The organism is Streptomyces pyxinicus, from assembly GCF_024753135.1.
Lineage (GTDB): Bacteria > Actinomycetota > Actinomycetes > Streptomycetales > Streptomycetaceae > Streptomyces > Streptomyces pyxinicus.
On the sequence record NZ_JANUGP010000045.1, the window covers coordinates 16611 to 35812 of the forward strand.

The window sequence follows — 19202 nt, forward strand, 5'->3', positions numbered from 1 at the left end:
GCCGTGTCACCGTGCCCATATCTCGCAGAGCCCTGGCCGCAGCCGTAGCCGCCCTCCTCCTGCCACTGAGCGCCTGCGGTTCCGGCGACGACGGAGGCGCCGGCTCCACCGATGCCTCCGGCAAGGTCGAGGGCGACATCACCTTCCAGACCTGGAACCTGCGCGCCAACTTCAAGTCGTACTTCGAGGGCCTGATCGCGGACTTCGAGCACAAGTACCCCGGCGCGCACGTCAAGTGGGTCGACCAGCCCGCCGAGGGCTACCCCGACAAGCTCAGCGCCGACGCCGGCGGCGGCACCCTGCCCGACGTCGTCAACGTCTCCCCGGATCTGGTCGCCCCGCTCGCCAAGGCCGGGCTCGCCATGGACCTCGACAAGGCCGCCGCGAAGTACAAGTCCGAGTACCTGGACGGCGCCTGGGCCGGCCACCAGGTCCCGGGCCTGAGCGGCACCTACGCCTTCCCGTGGTACCTGAACACCGGGCCGCTCTTCTACAACAAGTCCCTGTTCGAGAAGGCCGGCCTCGACGCCGATCGGCCCCCGAAGACCTACGACGACCTGTTCGCCGACGCCCTCCAGCTCGCGAAGAAGAGCGGCGGCAAGGTCGCCACCCTCGCCAACGTGCCCACCATCGAGGACTTCGGCCGCTACGGCGTCCCGCTCATGAACAAGCAGGGCACCGCCTTCGCCTTCAACAACACAAAGGGGATCGAACTCCTCACCAAGTACAAGGAGTTGTACGACGCCAAGGCGCTCGACCCCCAGGCGCTGACCGCGACCCCGGAGTCCTCCGGCAAGAAGTTCCTGACCGGCGCCGTCGCCATGAACCCCGGCAGCGCCCTCGACCTCGGCAACTTCAAGAAGAACGCGCCCGGCCTCTACAAGAACATCGGCATCACCGACCAGATCACCAGCACCGGGCACGTCAACATGTACGTGATGGGCCTGATGGTCAACTCCCGCACCAAGCACACCCCGGCCGCCGTCGCCTTCGCCCACTTCGTCACCGACGCGCAGAACCAGATGTCCTTCGCGAAGAAGGTCGCCATCTTCCCGAGCACCGCCGGCTCCCTGGACGACCCGTACTTCACCAAGCAGGACGGCACCGACGAGACCCGGGTGCGCGTCGCCGCCGCCAAGTCCCTGAAGACCGCGGTCAACTACACGCCCGTACTCTTCAGCGACCAGATGAAGACCGCGCTGCGCAACGAGGTCGCCAAGGCGCTCCAGGGCAAGCAGAGCCCCAAGGCAGCCCTCGACAACGCTGTCAAGGCCGCCGACCGCCTGCTCCAGCAGGGCTGACCTGCCATGGCCACTCCCACCGCCGCCACCCGGATACGGCGCCAACTGCGCACCAGCCCCTGGCTGTTCGCCGCACCCGGGCTGCTCGTCACCGGCGCCTTCGTGCTCTACCCGTTCGTCTCCACCCTGGTGAACTCCTTCACCGACCGCCGCACGCTGCTGCCGGGCCACTTCGTGGGCCTCGCCAACTTCCGCGAGCTGCTCCACGACGACATGTTCTGGACCGGGCTGCGCAACAGCACCCTGTACGTCCTCTGCGTCGTGCCCGCCCTCGTCGTGCTGCCGCTGCTGCTCGCCCTGCTGGTGCAGAAGAACATCCCCGGCATCACCTTCTTCCGCTCCGCCTTCTACACCCCGGTCGTCGCCTCGATCGTCGTGGTCGGACTGATCTGGGTGTGGCTGCTGGACGAACGCGGCCTGGTCAACGCCCTGTTGGAGACCGTCGGGATCGGCCGGGTCGGCTTCCTCAGCGACCAGTGGCTGCTCCTGCTGAGCGCGATGGCCGTCACGGTGTGGAAGGGCCTCGGCTACTACATGATCATCTATCTCGCCGCGCTGGCGAACGTGCCGCGCGAACTGCACGAGGCCGCGGCCGTGGACGGCGCCGGGGCGGTGCGCCGCTTCTTCTCCGTCACCCTCCCCGCCGTCCGCTCCACCATGGTGCTGGTCGCCGCGCTCTCCTCGGTCGCCGCCTTCAAGGTGTTCTCCGAGGTGTACCTGATGGCCGGGCCCAGCGGCGGCCCGGCCGGGGAGGACACCACCCTCGTCATGCTCGTCCAGCGCACCGGTACCGGACTCACCGGCCGCGTCGGCTACGCCTCCGCCCTCTCGGTGGTCGTCTTCGTCGTCACCGTCGCCCTGATGCTGCTCGTGCTGCGCGCCGACCGGAAGGAGGAGGCGTGAGCGTCCTGGAGAAGGTCCGCACCGAACCCGCCGACCCGGCCGACCGGGCCCGCGAGCGCCGCCTCACCGACCAGCACGGCCGCCGTGTCCACGTCGGCGAACTCCTCTGGCGCTACGTGCTGCTGCTCGCCGTGCTCGCCCTCACCGTCGGCCCGTTCCTCTGGCAGCTCTCCACCTCCCTGAAGGGGCCGACCGAGGACATCTACAGCTCCCCGCCGAGCTTCCTGCCCGGTCACCCCACCCTGCACAACTACACCCGGGTCGCCGACACCATCCCGGTCTGGGACTACGCCCTGAACTCCCTGAAGGTCGCCGCCGCCAACGTCGTCACCAACTGCGTCGGCTCGGCCCTCGCCGGCTACGCCCTCGCCCGGCTCCGCTACCGCGGCCGGGGCGCGACCACGCTCGTCTTCGTGCTGGCGATGCTCGTGCCCGTCGAGGGCATCGTCATCGCCCAGTTCACCACCATGCGCGAACTCGGCCTGAACAACACCCTGATCGGCGTCGTGCTCCCGGGCGCGATCGGCGCGATGAACGTCCTGCTGATGCGCAACGCCTTCCGCAACCTGCCCTACGAGATCGAGGAGGCCGCCTACGTGGACGGCGCCAACGTCTGGCAGCGGTTCCGGCGCATCGCCCTGCCCTCGGTGAAGGGCACTCTCGCCGTCGTCGCGATCTTCGCCTTCATGGGCGCCTGGGACGACTTCCTGTGGCCGCTCATCGTGCTCAGCGACCCCTCCAAGTTCACCCTGACCATCGGCCTGAACTACCTGCACGGCACCTTCGCCAACGACGAACGGCTCGTCGCCGCCGGCACCGTGATCGCCGTCGCGCCGCTCATCGCCCTCTTCGCCTGCCTCCAGCGGTACTTCTTCCGCGGCGTCGGCGAGGGCGCCGTCAAGGGCTGACCCACGTCCACCGCCTCCGCAAGGACCTCCATGCCTGCTGCCGTGCGCTTCGGCGTCAACTACACACCCAGCGAAGGGTGGTTCCACCACTGGCTCGACTTCGACCTCGACTCCGTGCGCGCCGACCTCGACGCCATCGCCGCGCTCGGCCTCGACCACATCCGGGTCTTCCCGCTGTGGCCCTACTTCCAGCCCGACCGCGCCCTGATCCGCCCGCGCGCCGTCGACCAGCTCGTGGCCCTCGCGGACGCCGCCGCCGAACGCGGCCTCGACGTCAACGTGGACGGACTGCAAGGGCACTTGAGCAGCTTCGACTTCCTGCCCGCCTGGACCCGCACCTGGCACCGGCGGAGCCTGTTCACCGACCCGGACGTCGTCGACGGCGAGGCCGCCTACCTGCGCACCCTCGCCGCCGCCCTCGCCGACCGGCCCAACTTCCTCGGCATGACCGTCGGCAACGAGGTCAACCAGTTCGCCGCCGCCCCCCACCCCGACCCCGACCGGATCACCCCCGGGGAGGCCGAACGGTGGCTGGTGCGGATGCTGGCCGCCTGCGCCGAGGGCGCCCCCGGCCGGCCGCACCTGCACGCCTCCTATGACGCCGCCTGGTACCAGGACGACCAGCCCTTCACCCCCGGCCACTCCGCCCGGCTCGGCGACCTCACCGCCGTACACTCCTGGGTCTTCAACGGCACCGCCCAGCGGCACGGCCGGGACTCCGTGCCCGCCGAGCACCACGCCGCCTACCTGGTCGAGCTGAGCAAGGCCTGGGCCGACGACCCGCACCGGCCGGTGTGGCTCCAGGAGGTCGGCGCGCCCGCGCCCCTCGTCCCCGCCGAGCACGCGGCCCGCTTCACCGAGGCCACCGTCGCCCACGTCCTCGACTGCCCCGACCTGTGGGGCGTCACCTGGTGGTGCTCCTACGACGTCTCGCGCGACCTCGCCGACTTCCCCGAACTGGAATACTCCCTCGGCCTGTTCACCAGCGACCGCCGGCCGAAGGACCTGGCCCGCACCCTCGCCGCCGCGGCCCGCCGGCCGCGGCGCGCACCGGCCGTCCGCGCCACCGCCCTCGTCGTGCCCGCCGACCCCGGCCGGCGCTCGCGCTGCGCCCCCGGCGGCCCCGTCTTCGACGCCTTCTTCCGGCTCGTCGCCGACGGCGCCCGCCCCACCACCGTCCTCGACACCCGCGCCGACGACAAGGACCACCTCGCCGCGCGCGGCATCACCGAGACCGTCACTCCCGACCAGGTACTCCCCACCCCACCCGGAGGCACCCGCTCGTGAAACCCACCAGACGCACCGTCCTGCTCGCCGCCGGCGCCGCCGCCCTCACCCCCGCCCTGCCCGCCGCGGCGGCGACCCCACGCGCCGGCGCCGCGACCCCGCCGTACGCCGCCTACTGGTACCCGGACTCGCTGCCCGCCGGCAGCCCCGGCCCCGGCATCACCTGGCGCAGCCTCAAGGCCTGGCGCGCGGCCGACGACCCCGACCTCGCCTTCAACGCCGCGTCCGTGCCGCTCGCCCCCCGCTTCACCCCGACGCCGGCCAACACCACCGCCCGCTCCGGGCAGGCCCGCGTCCAGGCGCTGGTCTCCTTCGGGCCCACCTCCGCCAACCCCTCCCAGGGCTCGGCCACCGCCGACTCCTACGCGCTCACCCACTGGGCCTACGTGGACGAACTGGTCTTCTGGGGCGGCTCGTCCGGCGAGGGCCTGATCCTCGCGCCCAACGCGCCGGTCGTGGACGCGGCCCACCGGCACGGCGTCCCCGTCCTCGGCAACATCTTCCTGCCGCCCACCGCCTACGGCGGGCAGCTCCAGTGGACCCGCGACCTGGTGCGGAAGGACGCCTCCGGGCACTACCCGCTCGCCGCCCAGCTCGTCGCGGTGGCCGCGGCGTACGGCTTCGACGGCTGGTTCGTGAACGCCGAGACCGGCGGCGGCAACACCGCGCTCGGCACCGCCATGCTCGGCTTCGTCCAGGAGCTGAAGTCGCTCGCGGCGGCCAGGGGCCAACGGGTCACCTGGTACGACGCCATGACCGTGAACGGCACGGTCAGCTGGCAGGGCGCGCTGAACAGCCAGAACCAGGCCTTCTTCCAGGCCGCCGACGACATGTTCGTGGACTTCCGGTGGAGCGCCTCCACCCTGGCCGCCTCCGGCACCAAGGCCGACCAGCTCGGCCGCGGCCGGTACCAGCTGTGGGCCGGTGTCGACGTCGAGTCGAACGGCTCGGACTCCTCCGTGAACTGGGACGCGATCGTGCCGTCCGGCAAGCCGCACATCGCCTCGATCGGCCTCTACCGGCCCGAGTGGACCCGCAACCACCTGCCCGCAGACCAGCGCGCCCCCGCCGACTTCCACGCGGCCGACGACCGGTTCTGGACCGGGCGCTCCCTCGACCCGTCCCGGCCGGACGCGGGCGACCCCTGGCGGGCGCCGGCCGTGTCGGTGGCCGACCGCTCGACGGTCTCCGCGCTGCCGTTCGCCAGCGTGTTCAACACCGGGCACGGGCTGCGCTGGTACGAGGAGGGCGCGGTCGTCTCGGACGTGCCGTGGAACCACCTCGGGGTGCAGGACCGGCTGCCCTCGCGGCGGTGGGTGGTGCGCACGGCGGGGGAGCGGCCGACGGTCGCCTTCGACTTCGCCGACGCCTGGCGGGGCGGCAGCAGCGTGCTGGTGGACGGTGCACTCGGTCAACCCGTGGTGCTGGACCTGTACGCGACACGGCTGCCGATCGGTGTGAACTCGGTCGCCGAGCTGACCTTCCGGACCGATGCCGGGGCCGTGAACGCCGAGCTGGCGGTGGCGACGGCGGAACCCGCCGGGGCGGGGGCGGCACCGCCGTACACATACCTGCCGGTGAACCCGGTCCCCGGCGGTGTCGGCGGGAAGCGGGGTGCGCCCGGTGTGCGTGTGCAGTCGGTCAACGGCTGGCAGACGGCGACGATCCCACTCACCGGGCTGTCCGGCACCGGCCCCCACACCCTTCGTGCCCTCGGCGTCCGGCTCACCGCCGTCGGCGGCGGCCCGGTGCGCTGGCGGCTGGGCGGCCTCGCCGTCCACGACGCGGTCACCACCCCGGCCGCCCCCACCGGCGCCCGGGTCACCGCGGCGAGCGGCGGCGACCTCCGCCTCGCCTGGACCGCCGCGCCCGGCCCGGTCCGCCACTACACCGTGCACCGCCGCCTCCCCGACGGCACCCGCCGCTTCCTCGGCGCCACCGGCCAGCGCGCCTGGTTCCTCACCGGCCAGCACGCCGAGCAGGGGGAGACGGCGGCACGGTTCGAAGTGCGCGCGGTGGGGGAGCTGTACAACGCCTCCACAGCCGCGACCATCACCCACCCCTGGTAGCCCGACCCCTGTCGACCCACCCCGAGCAGCACCCCCGGCAGACCCCGTGACCCGCAGGAGCACCCCGCATGCATGACGACCGCACTCTGGTGGAAGCCCGCCTCAGGCGCGTCCTCGACGAACGCGTCCGTCCCGCCGTGTACCCCGAGACCGTCCCGCTGCGGGTAGCGGTCTGGCACGCCCCCGGCGAGCCGGTACCGGTCGCGGAGGGACTCGCCGCCGAGCCCGAGCCGATCGAGGTGGGCGCCCGCTGGGGTGCTCCCTGGGGCACCAGCTGGTTCCGGGTGACCGGGACCGTCCCCGAGGCCTGGGCCGGGCGGACCGTGGAGGCCCTGCTCGACCTAGGCTTCGACGAGAACATGCCCGGCTTCCAGTGCGAGGGCCTGGTCTACCGGCCCGACGGCACCCCGGTGAAGGGCCTCAACCCGCGCAACCAGTGGGTGCGGATCGGTGCGCCGGTCGAGGGCGGCGAGGAGGTGCGCCTGCACATCGAGGCGGCCTCCAACCCGGTCATCCTCGACTACCACCCCTTCCTCCCCACCCGGCTCGGCGACCAGGACACCGCCGGACACGAGCCGCAGTACACGCTCACCCGCATGGACCTCGCCGTCTTCGACGAGACCGTGTGGCAGCTGGTGATCGACCTGGAGGCGCTCGGCGAGCTGATGGCGGAACTGCCCGCCGACTCCGCGCGCCGCCACGACATCCTGCGCGCCGTCGAACGGGCGCTGGACGCCGTCGACCTCCAGGACGTGGGCGGCACCGCCGCCCGCGCCCGGGAGCAGCTCACCGCCGTGCTGGCGGCGCCCGCGGTGCCGTCCGCGCACCGGATCACCGCCGTCGGCCACGCGCACATCGACTCCGCGTGGCTGTGGCCGCTGCGCGAGACGGTGCGCAAGGTGGCCCGTACGACGTCCAACATGACCGCGCTCCTGGAGGACGAGCCGGAGTTCGTCTTCGCCATGTCCCAGGCGCAGCAGTGGGCCTGGGTGCGCGACCACCGGCCCGAGGTGTGGGCGCGGGTGAAGAAGGCGGTCGCGGAGGGGCGGTTCGTGCCGGCCGGCGGGATGTGGGTGGAGTCGGACACCAACATGCCCGGCTCGGAGGCGATGGCCCGGCAGTTCGTGCACGGGAAACGGTTCTTCCTCGACGAGTTCGGCGTCGAGAACGAGGAGGCCTGGCTGCCCGACACCTTCGGGTTCGCGGCGGGCCTGCCGCAGATCATCAAGGCGGCCGGCTCCAAGTGGCTGCTGACGCAGAAGATCTCCTGGTCCCAGACGAACTCGTTCCCGCACCACACCTTCCACTGGGAGGGCATCGACGGCACCCGGATCTTCACGCACTTCCCGCCCGTCGACACCTACAACTGCTCCATGAAGGGCAGCGAGATCGCGCACGCGGCCCGCAACTTCAAGGACAAGGGCCGCGCCCGGCACTCCCTCGCGCCCACCGGCTGGGGTGACGGGGGCGGCGGCACCACCCGCGAGATGGTCGCCAAGGCGGCCCGGATGCGCGACCTGGAGGGCTCGGCCACCGTCGCCTGGGACACCCCGCGCGCCTTCTTCGAGAAGGCCGAGGCCGAGTACCCCGAACCGCCGGTCTGGGTGGGCGAGCTGTACCTCGAACTGCACCGCGCCACCCTCACCAGCCAGGCGAAGACCAAGCAGGGCAACCGGCGCAGCGAGCACCTGCTGCGGGAGGCCGAGCTGTGGGCGGCCACGGCGGCGGTCCGCACCAAATTCCCCTATCCTTACGAGGAGTTGGACCGGATCTGGAAGACGGTGCTGCTCCACCAGTTCCACGACATCCTGCCCGGCTCGTCCATCGCCTGGGTGCACCGGGAGGCGCGGGCGACCTACGAGCGGCTGGCCGGCGAACTGACCGGCATCATCGAGGCCGCCCAGCGGGCGCTGGCCGGCGAGGGCACGACCCCGCTCGTCTTCAACGGGGCACCGCACGACCGGCACGGCGTCCCGGCGGGTGGGGCCGCCGGGGCAGAGGTGCCCGAGGGTACGCGCCTGACCCCCGCCCCGGACGGCGGCCACATCCTCGACAACGGCCTGCTGCGGATCACCGTCGACACCCGGGGCCTGGTCGTCTCCGCCTACGACCCCGCCGCCGACCGCGAGACCATCGCCCCCGGCACGGCCGCCAACCTGCTCCAGCTCCACCCGGACTTCCCGAACATGTGGGACGCCTGGGACGTCGACTCCTTCTACCGCAACACCGTCACCGAACTCACCGACACCGACGAGGTCACGGCCGGCGAGGACGGGGCCTCGGTGCGGATCACGCGCTCCTTCGGCGACTCCCGGGTCACCCAGGTGCTGACGCTGCCGCCGGGGGAGCGGCGGCTGCTCATCGACACCGAGGTGGACTGGCACGAGACGGAGAAGTTCCTCAAGCTCGCCTTCCCGCTCGACCTGCACGCCGAACGGTACGCGTCCGAGACGCAGTTCGGGCACGCCTACCGGCCCACGCACACCAACACCTCCTGGGAGGCGGCCAAGTTCGAGGCCTGCAACCACCGCTTCGTCCACCTGTCGGAGCCCGGCTGGGGCGTCGCCGTCGTCAACGACTCGACGTACGGCCACGACGTGACCCGCACCGTCCGCCACGACGGCGACCGGGGCACGACCACCACGGTCCGCGTCTCCCTGCTGCGCGCCCCGCGCTTCCCCGACCCCGAGACCGACCAGGGCGTCCACCGGTTCCGGCACGCCCTGGTGCCGGGAGGCACGATCGCCGACGCGGTCACCGAGGGCTGGCGGATCAACCTGCCCGAGCGCCGCACCACCGGCGCCGGCGCGGTGGCCCCGCTGGTCACCGTGGACGACGACGCGGTGGTGGTCACGGCGGTGAAGCTCGCCGACGACGGCAGCGGCGACGTGGTGGTCCGCTGCCACGAGGCCCACGGCGGCCGGGCCCGCGCCACCCTCACGGCGGGCTTCGAGATCGCGGACGTCACCCCGACGGACCTGCTGGAACGGCCCCTCGCCGACACCGAGCCACCGGCCCGCGACGGCGACCGCATCACCCTACGGCTGCGCCCCTTCGAGCTGACGACACTGCGGCTGCGCCGGGCCTGACCGGTCCCGGAACACGGAGGGAGGGGGCACCAGGCGCGACGCCACGAGCCGGCTCGGCCGCGCGGGTGTTCGACCAGTGGGAGACACCCGTACCGGAGGCGTTCCGGCAGGAGCTGCGAGGCACCGGCCTGCTGACCGGAGAAGACAGCCCCGCGTGAGGTCTACGACCCCTGCGCCACCCCGGTCAGTCGCGTCGGGGGCAGGTACTCGCGCACGAACGTGCGGTCCCAGTGCGCGCCCGTCTCGCGCAGTTCCCGTCGGCTGGTGTACCGGTAGCGGAAGAGCCGGGCGCGCACGAAGCGGGGCGGGGTGTCCGGCGGGAAGGGGGAGCGGCGCAGGAGGCGCAGGGTGTCGCGGTCGTTCTCCAGCAGCCGCTCCACCAGTCCGCCGAACCAGTCCCCGGCGTACCCGGGCGACAGCGCGGCGAACCACATCAGCCAGTCCAGCCGCAGATGGTAGGGCGCGAACTGGCGCGGCCGGTACCGGAGATCGCCCGGCTTGCCCCGGAACTCGTACTCCCGCCACTCCGCGTCCTCCCGAGGCGCGTCGTCCAGGGTGCCCTCGATGATCACCTCGTGCCGCACCCGGCTGACGCTGCCGAACGCGCCGTAGGTGTTGACCAGGTGCAGCGGGTCGAAGGAGCGGTTCATCACCTGGCGGCGGGAGACCATGTTCCGCACCGGCTGACGGCTCAGGAACAGCAGCCCCGCGGCCACCGCCAGGACGAGGACCTCGTACCACAGCGGTGCCGGGGCGACATCCGGCGCGCCGCCCGGGACGCGGAGCGCGGACACGGCCAGCACGATGGTGATCCAGTTCAGCCAGGCGAAGTTGCCGGAGAGCACCAGCCACAACTGGGTGACGATCATCAGCGCGGCGGCGGCCGACGCGACGGGCTGCGGTGTGAACAGCAGGAAGGGCACGACCAGTTGTGTGACGTGGTTGGCGGCCACCTCGGCCTTGTGCAGCGGCTTCGGCAGGTGGTGGAAGAACCGGCTCAGCGGGCCCGGCATCGGCTGCGTCTCGTGGTGGTAGTACAGGCAGGTCAGCTCCCGCCAGCAGGCGTCACCGCGCAGCTTGATCAGACCGGCGCCGAACTCGACGCGGAACAGGATCCAGCGCAACAGGAACAGCACCACCACCGGCGGCGCCACCTCGTCGTTGCCGAGGAACGCCGCGAGGAACCCGGTCTCCAGCAGCAGCGACTCCCAGCCGAAGGCGTACCACGTCTGGCCCACGTTCACGATCGACAGGTACAGCGCCCAGGGCACCAGCCACAGCACGATCCCGGCCCACAGCGGCAGCGCCGCGTCCGCCCCCGCGAGCAGCGCCGCCGACACCGCGCAGCCCGCCCAGGCCGTGCCCGCGAAGAACCGGTCCGAGTAGTGGGCGTGGAACAGGCTCGGCGAGCGCCTGAAGGGCACCCGCGCCACGAAGCGCGGGACCGGCAGCATGCCGCGTTCGCCGAGCAGCGCCCGGAACTGGAGCGCCGCCGACAGGAACGCGACGAGGTACACGGCGGCCAGAGCCCGCTGGAGCACCAGCCGGCTCAGCCAGTAGTCGGGTGCGGTGAACCAGTCCACGGCGATACGCGCCCTTCCTCATGGCCGGACCCCGTCCGGGTTGCCCGTCGGCGCCGGGCGATGCGGGTCAAGGCGATCGATCACTCACCGTAGCGCCGGAGGTGCGGAGCGCGGGTTCACCGACTCGATTAATCGGGCGAATGCTGGCAAGGTGTCCCCATGGCTGATCGGGGAGCGAGCGCCCTGTCACTCCCGGAGGACTGGCCCGCCCGCCCGGACCCGATCCTCGCGCTCAACCACATGGGCAGCTTCGACTGGGACCTCGACGCCGGCCTCCTGCACCTGGACCCCCGGGCGTACGAGGTGTTCGACCTGCTCCCCGAGGAGTTCGACGGCCACCCCGAGTCCCTGTCCGCGCGGGTGCCCCCGCCGGAGGCGGCCCGGCTGGACGCGGTGATCGCCCAGGCCATCAAGGACGGCAGCGAGAACTACGGCACCTACCTCCGTATCCGCCGCCGCGACGGCACCCCCCGCTGGACCCACACCCAGGGCTGCATCCGCCGCGACGCGTCCGGCCGCCCCCGCCGGGTCGTGGGCATCGTCCGCGACGCCACCCGGGAACTCGCCGACAGCGCCACCCGCGGACTCCGGGACGCCCAGGACGAGGCGCTGCGCCAGCAGACCGACATCGTCCAGGCGGTCTCCGCCGCCCTCGCCCACGCCCGCACCGTCCAGGACGTCATCGACGTGCTCAAGGACACCCAGGGCATCCGCCACCTCGGCGCGACCAGCCTGGTGATGGGCCTGGTGGAGGCGGGCCGCATCCGGCTGGTCGCCGAGGGGCCGGCCGGCAGCTTCGTGCCCGGCACCCGCGTCACCCGCACGGACGAGCCGTACCCGATGAGCGAGGTCGTCCGCACCCTCGTACCCCGGTTCATCGAGTCCCCGGAGGACTTCGCCGCGCGCTACCCGATCCTCTGGCCGCACCTCACGGACCTGCACATCACCTCGGCCGCCTACCTGCCACTGATCGCCCAGGCCCGCCCGATCGGCGCCATGGGCCTGCTCTACGACGACCGGCGCGGCTTCTCCGCCGAGGAACGCGGCGTCCTGGTCGCCCTCGGCAGCAGCATCGGGCAGAGCCTGATGCGGGCCATGCTCTACGAACAGGACAAGGACCTCGCCGAGGGCCTTCAGCAGGCCATGCTGCCGCGCACCATCCCGAGCGTCCGCGGCGCCGACGTCGCCGTCCGCTACCGCTCCGCCGCGCTCGGCCGGGACATCGGCGGCGACTGGTACGACCTGATCCCGCTGCCCGGCGGCCGGGTCGGCGCGGTCATCGGCGACGTCCAGGGCCACGACACCCACGCCGCCGCCGTCATGGGCCAGCTGCGGATCGTGCTGCGCGCCTACGCCGCCGAGGGCCACACCCCGGCCACCGTGATGGCCCGCGCCTCCGTCTTCCTGCACGAACTCGACACCGACCGCTTCGCCACCTGCCTGTACGCGGAGGCCGACCTCGCCACCGGCGTCGTCCAGGCGGTCCGCGCCGGCCACCTCGACCCGCTGCTCCGGCACGCCGACGGCACCTGCCGGCGGGTCCACGTCGAGGGCGGCCTCCCGCTCGGGCTGTCCGCCGAGTTCGGCCGCCTGGAGTACCCCGTCTCCACCTTCGAACTCGACCCCGGCCACATCCTGCTGCTGTGCACCGACGGCCTGATCGAGCAGCCCGGCACCGATCTGGACGACGGCATGCGCGGCCTGAAGACGCTGATCGCGCACGGCCCCGACGACGTGCGGGCCCTCGCCGACCGGCTGATCCGGATGGCGGAGGACCGCGGCGGCGACGACGACGTGGCCCTGCTCCTGCTGCGCCGCCACGCCCCACGCGCCGGGCGGCCGGCCGGCCGGCTCCAGCAGCACGTGGCCCCCGGCGACCCGGAGGCCCTCACCCACGCCCGGCACCTGATCCGTGCCGCCGTCCACTCCTGGGGCGCCGCCGAGCGCGCCGACGAGGTCGAGCTGGTCGCCGACGAGCTGATCACCAACGCGCTGCTGCACACCGAGGGCTCGGCGATCGTGACCCTGCGGGCCCTGGACGCCCCCGAGCGCAGGCTGCGCGTCGAGGTCGCGGACTCCTCCAGCGCCCTGCCGCGCCGCCGTGAGGCCGGGGAGGACGGCGTCTCCGGCCGCGGGCTGCTGCTGGTGGAGCTGCTCACCGACGTCTGGGGTGTCGAGGCACGCGGCGGCGGCAAGGCGGTGTGGTGCGAGTTCGAGCTGCCCTGAGGCCGCCGCCGCGCGCCGGGCGCGGGGCGTTGTCGGTGCCGGATGGCACTCTGGACGTATGCCGGAACTGCCCGAGGTCCAAGCGCTGACGGACTTCCTCACCGAGCACCTGGTCGGCCGCCGGGTGGCGCGGGTGCTGCCCGTCGCCATCAGCGTGCTGAAGACGTACGACCCTCCCGTCACCGCCCTGGAGGGCGCCGAGGTGACGGCCGTGGGGCGGTACGGCAAGTTCCTGGACCTGGCGACGGACGGCGGCCTGCACCTGGTCACCCATCTGGCCCGGGCCGGCTGGCTCCAGTGGAAGGACCGGCTGCCGGACGGCCCGCCCAAGCCGGGCAAGGGGCCGCTCGCGCTACGCGTCGCCCTGGAGACCGGCGAGGGCTTCGACCTCACCGAGGCCGGCACCCAGAAGCGCCTCGCGGTCTACGTGGTGCGCGACCCGGCACAGGTCCCGGGTGTCGCCCGGCTCGGTCCCGACCCGCTCGCCGACGACTTCGACGAGGCCCGCTTCGCCGCCCTGCTGAAGGACGAGAGACGTCAGCTGAAGGGCGCGCTGCGCGACCAGTCGCTGATCGCGGGCGTGGGCAACGCGTACAGCGACGAGATCCTGCACGCCGCGAAGATGTCCCCGTTCAAGCTCGCCGCCTCCCTCACCCCGGCGGAGACCCGGCACCTCTACGCGGCGCTGCGGGCGACCCTCACCGAGGCGGTCGAGCGCTCCCGGGGCGTGGCCGCCGGACGCCTGAAGGCGGAGAAGAAGAGCGGCCTGCGGGTGCACGGCCGCACCGGCGAGCCCTGTCCGGTGTGCGGCGACACCATCCGCGAGGTCTCCTTCAGCGACTCCTCCCTCCAGTACTGCCCCACCTGTCAGACGGGCGGCAAGCCGCTCGCCGACCGGCGGCTGTCCCGGCTGCTGAAATGAGGACCCTCAGGGGGCCCGGAGGGTGAGCAGGGGCCGCCCGTCCTCGGCGCGGACCTCGTAGCGGGCGATCTGGTCGGGGTGGAGTCCGGCGGCGCCCAGTGTCGTGGTGGGGGCGGCGCCCGGACCGGGGTCGGTCCAGCCGGCGACGATCTGTTCCGTGCCGTCCCGGCCGATCGCCACGAGCCGGCAGACCCGCCTGCCCGAGCCGTCCTTCACCTCCAGCCGCAGGTCGCTGCCCCAGTCGGCGTCCTCGGAGGTCACACGCGCCCACACGCCGGTGCGGGGATCGGTGGCCGCGACGGCGTGCGCGGCGGCTGTGCCGGGCCGGCCGTGGCCGGCGAACGCCATCAGGCCGGGGCCGGCCACCGCCAGCACCACGGACGCGGCCAGGCCGTAGCGAAGGCGCCGGCCGCGCGCCCGGCGGCGGTGCGCGATCTCGCCGAGCAGCCGGTCCAGCAATCGCGGTCCGGGGTGTGCCATGGGGTGCACGAAGCGCGGTGTGGCCCGGCGGTACAGCATCAACTGCCGGGTGGCGGGCCCGAATTCGGTCACCTGCGCCGCGCACCGGGGGCACTCCATGAGGTGGTCCTCGAAGCGGAACGCCGCCGCCTCGTCCAGCACGCCGAGCGCGTAGGCGCCGACGTCGCGATGCCTTTCCAGGGACCTCATGCGAATCCTCGTGCCGAAGAGTGGGGGTGGGGTTACTCCTTGCTCCCACCCGTACGCGGCGGACCACCGAATCACTCAAGCCACACCCCGAATCGTGACCGAAGAGATTCGGAGCGGTACGGCACGCGGATGGGTACGCATTCCGGACGCCTCGGAAGAGCCCCGGAAGGGTGGCTCAGAAGAGGTGGATCGCCAGGTGTCCGAGGGGCAGGCCGAGCCGCCAGGCCGGGGTCCACACCTTCGGCCCGTCGTCCTCGCCGAACACCGCGCCGCCGCCCGGCACCGCGTCCAGGTCCGGTGCCAGCAGCTCGGTCTCCTCCAGCCAGCGCCAGGCCTGCGCGGCGAGCGCGAGGTCCGGCGAGCCGGCACCGGTGTCCCGGGCGGCCAGCTCGGCCATCCGCCCGCTCACCCAGTCCCGCCACGGCTGGTCGTAGGCGGTCAGCGACAGCCAGTTCTCCAGCTGGGAGATCACCCGGATGCCGGACAGCTCCCCGTCGGTGTCGGACAGGAAGACGGTCAGCGCCAGCGCGTCCCGGCCGGCCCGGAACTCGAAGGACGTCGGCGGCATCAGATCGCCGGTGCGCAGCAACTCGTCGGCGATGTACTCGGCGTACAGCCAGGCCATGGGGACGGTCAGCGCGTCGTCGCCGGTGCTGCCGTCCGTGCTCTCGTGCCCTCTGTGCGGCATCCCTTCCTGCCCTTCCTCCGGTGCGTGCGCGCGTCGCCCGCCTCCGGACCCCGTGCCGCCCGGAAAGCGGATGAGGACAGCCCATTGCCCGAAGGGGGTCCGCAGCAAGGCGCTTTACCGAGGCTTGACCCAGTCTTCCGTTTCACCGCAGGTCGGTGGCGTAACCCGGAAGAACCCGGCGCAGGGCGCGCAGGGCGTAGTACGCGCGCGACTTCACGGTACCCGGCGGGATGCCGAGGGTCTGCGCCGCTTCCGCCACACTGGCCCCGACGAAGTACACGAGTATCAGCACGTCACGGTGCTCGGGCGTGAGTGTCTTCACAGCCTTCCGGACGTCCAGCGCCGCGGCGGCCCGTTCGGCGTGGTCCGCGGTCACCCGGGCGTTCTCCGGAACCGCGTCGCCGACCTCGGGCGGCCGGGCCCGCCGCGCCCGGCGGGCGTCGATCGCGAGCCGCCGGGCGACGGTCAGCAGCCAGGGCCGTACGGACTCGAAGGCGTCGGCGTGCAGCGCCTCGGGGTGCTGCCAGGCGCGCACCAGCGTCTCCTGCGCCAGGTCCTCGGCGCGCTGCCGGTCCCCGTCGCACAGTCGCAGCAGCAGCGCGAAGAGCGGTCCGCCGTGCTCGCGTTGCAGGGCCGCCAGCTCGTGCTCGGCGGTCGTCGCCCGGTGGGGCGCGGTGGTCGTCCCGTGGATCGGTGAGATTCCGGCCGTCATGGCCGTATGCCAGCGCAGCGGCCGGCCGGGGGACAGGGGGCGCGTACCCGCCGTGCGGCGGACGGTCGATCGCGTCGGTGAACGGTCGGACCAACGGCCGTGCACGCCATCGGAGGGGGTGACGACACCGCTGGTGTCGTTTGCGCCGATAGCCGGGTTCCTACCCATATGCTCCGTCACAACTTTGTCTGTAAATACGAAGAGCTTGGGGTGAGCTGATGATCGGACGCAGACAACAGGTGGCCCTGGCGGTGACCGCCGTGCTCACGGCCGCTGCCGCCTGCCAGAACCACGAGCGGCAGGACGACAAGCACCCGGCGCCCGCCTCCTCGGCCGCCCGCGGCTTCACCCTCGTCGCCTCCGGTGACGTCCTGCCGCACAACTCCGTCGTCGACCACGCCGCGTTCGACGCCAACGGCAGCGGCTTCGACTTCCGGCCCATGCTGTCCGGCGTCGAACCCGTCGTCTCCGGCGCCGACCTGGCGCTGTGTCACATGGAGACCGTCTACGGCGCCGACGGCGACTACTCCGGCTACCCGAAGTTCAAGTCGCCGCCGCAGATCGCCCAGGCCCTCACCGCGACCGGGTACGACGGCTGCTCCACCGCCTCCAACCACGCCCTGGACGACGGCGCCCAGGGCATCGCCCACACCCTCGACGCCATGGACGTGGCCGGACTCAAACACGCCGGCACCGCCCGCAGCGCGGCCGAGGCCCGCTCCGTCACCCTGCACGAGGCGGGTTCCGCCAAGGTCGCGCACCTCGCCTACACCTTCGGCACCAACGGCATCGCGCCGCCGGCCGGGCAGCCCTGGGCCGTCAACCTGACCGACACCGGCCGGATGCTCGCCGACGCCCGCGCCGCCCGCCGGGCCGGTGCCGACGTCGTCGTGATCTCCGTGCACTGGGGCACCGAGTGGCAGGAGGCGCCCGACCAGCTCCAGCTCGACCTCGCCCGGCGGCTCACCTCCGCCGCGACCGGCGGCCGCCCGGACATCGACCTGATCCTCGGCACCCACGCCCACGTCCCACAGGCCTACGAGAAGGTCAACGGCACCTGGGTGGTCTACGGCATGGGCGACCAGATCGCCGGCGAGATGTTCAACGACCAGGGCGTCCAGGACCGGCGCGGCAACGAGTCCACCCTCGCCCGCTTCACCTTCGCCCCGCCCGCCCGGCCCGGCGCCCGCTGGCAGGTCACCAAGGCCGAGTTCCTCCCGCAGTGGTACGACCTCGACGCCGGCCGGGTCCTCGACGTCAACCGGGCGATCGGCCAGGGCGCCGACCTCGACGGCGTACGCGACCGGATCAAGGACGTGGTCCTCAGCCGCGGGGCGGCGGCCGACGGCCTGGCGATGGGCGGCTGATCACTCGGCCGGCGGCTGTCCGGCCAGTGCCGAACGCCGGTAGGAGTAGCCGAAGTAGACCACGCAGCCGATCACGAACCAGATCGCGAACCGCACCCACGTCTGCCACTGCAGGAACGTGATCAGCCAGATCGAGAAGAGCACGCCCAGCGCCGGCACGAACGGCATCCCCGGCGTGCGGAAGGTGCGCGGCAGATCGGGTCGCCGATAACGCAGCACGATCACCGCCGCGCACACCACCACGAACGCCAGCAGGATCCCGATGTTGGTCAGCTCGGCCGCCTCGCCGATCGGCACGAACCCGGCGATGGCGGCCGAGGCCGCCCCGACGATCCAGGTGACCCGGGTCGGCACGTGCCGGGTGGGGTGCGTCTTGGCGAACCAGGTGGGCAGCAGACCGTCCCGGGACATCGAGAACCACACCCGGGTCACACCCAGCATGAACGTGAACATCACCGTGAGGATGCCGATGATGGCGCCCACCGCGATCACGTCCGCCAGGCCGCTCAGGCCCACCGACTTGAACGCCGTCGAGAAGCCGCTCTCCGGATCGATGTCCTTGTAGTTCTGCATGCCGGTCAGCACCAGACAGGCCGCCACGTACAGCACCATCGAGATCACCAGCGAGTAGATGATCGCCTTCGGCATGTGCCGCTGCGCGTCCCGGGACTCCTCGGCCGCCGTCGACATCGCGTCGTAGCCGAACACCGCGAAGAACACCGTCGCCGCACCGGTGAAGGCCCCGCTCACGCCGAACGGGAAGAACGGGTGGTAGTTCCCGGAGTTGATGTGGAACACGCCCACCCCGATCACCAGTAGCACCACCAGCACCTTCAGGACGACCACGACCGTCTCGAAGCGGGCCGCGCTGCGGATGCCCAGGTTCAGCAGCCAGGCGATCAGCAGACACAGCACGGCCGCGAACAGGTCGACCCGGTGCCCGCCGCCGGTGCCGGGCGCGCCCAGCATCCAGGACGGCAGGTCCGCGCCCATCTCCTCGACCAGGAAGCTGAAGTAGCCCGAGATGCCGATGGCCACCACCGCCACGATCGCGGTGTACTCCAGCAGCAGGTCCCAGCCGATGAACCAGCCCGCGAACTCGCCGAGCACCGCGTACCCGTAGGTGTAGGCCGAGCCCGCCTTCGGGATCAGCCCCGCGAACTCGGCGTACGACAGGGCCGCGCAGGCGCTCGCCACACCGGCGATCAGGAAGGAGACCAGCACCGCGGGCCCGGCGGTGCCGTTGGCCACCGTGCCGGCCAGCGTGAAGATGCCCGCGCCGATGATGCCGCCCACACCGATGGCGGTCAGCTGCCACAGCCCCAGCGATTTCGCCAGGCCACCGCCCTCACCGACCTCGGTCTCCTCGATGTGCTCGATGGGTTTGCGGCGGAGAATCCCCTCGCCCATACGGAGCCTGGCCATGCGCCTCACCTCTTCGCCGACGGCAAACGGCTGACGGCGGATCATGATGTCCC

14 protein-coding genes are annotated in these 19202 nt (G+C 72.4%); 9 read left to right on the forward strand and 5 right to left on the reverse strand.

Annotation, left to right across the window (positions count from 1 at the left end; all coding sequences use genetic code 11):
* Positions 1 to 11: 11 nt before the first annotated feature.
* The 6 genes from NX794_RS33720 to NX794_RS33745 all read left to right on the forward strand — a co-directional run bounded on the left by NX794_RS33720 (position 12) and on the right by NX794_RS33745 (position 9557).
* Positions 12 to 1301: an ABC transporter substrate-binding protein gene (locus tag NX794_RS33720; RefSeq protein WP_258783492.1), complete on the forward strand. Its 1290-nt coding sequence runs from the start codon at positions 12 to 14 to the stop codon at positions 1299 to 1301.
* Positions 1302 to 1307: 6 nt separating this feature from the next.
* Positions 1308 to 2204, forward strand: coding sequence for a carbohydrate ABC transporter permease (locus NX794_RS33725; RefSeq protein WP_258783493.1), 897 nt, complete (start codon positions 1308 to 1310; stop codon positions 2202 to 2204).
* The gene (locus tag NX794_RS33730) at positions 2201 to 3112 is read left to right on the forward strand and encodes a carbohydrate ABC transporter permease (protein WP_428986012.1); all 912 of its coding nucleotides are present in this window, start codon (positions 2201 to 2203) and stop codon (positions 3110 to 3112) included. Before NX794_RS33725 ends, NX794_RS33730 begins: the two co-directional genes overlap by 4 nt.
* 30 nt (positions 3113 to 3142) lie before the next feature.
* On the forward strand, positions 3143 to 4399 hold the full coding sequence (locus NX794_RS33735) for a glycoside hydrolase 5 family protein (protein ID WP_258783494.1): 1257 nt from the start codon (positions 3143 to 3145) through the stop codon (positions 4397 to 4399).
* Positions 4396 to 6468, forward strand: a complete 2073-nt coding sequence (locus NX794_RS33740; protein ID WP_258783495.1) for an endo-beta-N-acetylglucosaminidase — start codon at positions 4396 to 4398, stop codon at positions 6466 to 6468. Before NX794_RS33735 ends, NX794_RS33740 begins: the two co-directional genes overlap by 4 nt.
* Before the next feature lie 68 nt (positions 6469 to 6536).
* A complete protein-coding gene (locus NX794_RS33745; protein ID WP_258783496.1) occupies positions 6537 to 9557 on the forward strand; it encodes an alpha-mannosidase in 3021 nt (1006 codons plus the stop codon).
* Positions 9558 to 9718: 161 nt separating this feature from the next.
* On the opposite strand, the gene NX794_RS33750 is transcribed toward NX794_RS33745, so the two are convergent.
* Positions 9719 to 11140 carry a lipase maturation factor family protein gene (locus NX794_RS33750; RefSeq protein WP_258783497.1) on the reverse strand — a complete coding sequence of 474 codons (1422 nt, stop codon included), beginning with the start codon at positions 11138 to 11140 and terminating at the stop codon, positions 9719 to 9721.
* Between the two features lie 159 nt (positions 11141 to 11299).
* Here NX794_RS33750 and NX794_RS33755 point away from each other — a divergent pair, with 159 nt between their 5' ends.
* Positions 11300 to 13366 carry a SpoIIE family protein phosphatase gene (locus NX794_RS33755; protein ID WP_258783498.1) on the forward strand — a complete coding sequence of 689 codons (2067 nt, stop codon included), beginning with the start codon at positions 11300 to 11302 and terminating at the stop codon, positions 13364 to 13366.
* A gap of 58 nt (positions 13367 to 13424) precedes the next feature.
* The gene (locus NX794_RS33760) at positions 13425 to 14288 is read left to right on the forward strand and encodes an Fpg/Nei family DNA glycosylase (RefSeq protein ID WP_258783499.1); all 864 of its coding nucleotides are present in this window, start codon (positions 13425 to 13427) and stop codon (positions 14286 to 14288) included.
* A 6-nt stretch (positions 14289 to 14294) separates the two neighbouring features.
* On the opposite strand, the gene NX794_RS33765 is transcribed toward NX794_RS33760, so the two are convergent.
* The 3 genes from NX794_RS33765 to NX794_RS33775 all read right to left on the reverse strand — a co-directional run bounded on the left by NX794_RS33765 (position 14295) and on the right by NX794_RS33775 (position 16357).
* Positions 14295 to 14957: a zf-HC2 domain-containing protein gene (locus tag NX794_RS33765; RefSeq protein ID WP_258783500.1), complete on the reverse strand. Its 663-nt coding sequence runs from the start codon at positions 14955 to 14957 to the stop codon at positions 14295 to 14297.
* Between the two features lie 175 nt (positions 14958 to 15132).
* Positions 15133 to 15645: a hypothetical protein gene (locus NX794_RS33770; RefSeq protein ID WP_258783501.1), complete on the reverse strand. Its 513-nt coding sequence runs from the start codon at positions 15643 to 15645 to the stop codon at positions 15133 to 15135.
* A 142-nt stretch (positions 15646 to 15787) separates the two neighbouring features.
* Positions 15788 to 16357 carry a sigma-70 family RNA polymerase sigma factor gene (locus NX794_RS33775; protein WP_258783502.1) on the reverse strand — a complete coding sequence of 190 codons (570 nt, stop codon included), beginning with the start codon at positions 16355 to 16357 and terminating at the stop codon, positions 15788 to 15790.
* Positions 16358 to 16575: 218 nt separating this feature from the next.
* On the opposite strand from NX794_RS33775, the gene NX794_RS33780 reads away from it, so the two are divergent.
* Positions 16576 to 17724, forward strand: a complete 1149-nt coding sequence (locus NX794_RS33780) for a CapA family protein (protein ID WP_258783503.1) — start codon at positions 16576 to 16578, stop codon at positions 17722 to 17724.
* On the opposite strand, the gene NX794_RS33785 is transcribed toward NX794_RS33780, so the two are convergent.
* The gene (locus tag NX794_RS33785; protein ID WP_258783504.1) at positions 17725 to 19149 is read right to left on the reverse strand and encodes an amino acid permease; all 1425 of its coding nucleotides are present in this window, start codon (positions 19147 to 19149) and stop codon (positions 17725 to 17727) included.
* Positions 19150 to 19202: the final 53 nt, after the last annotated feature.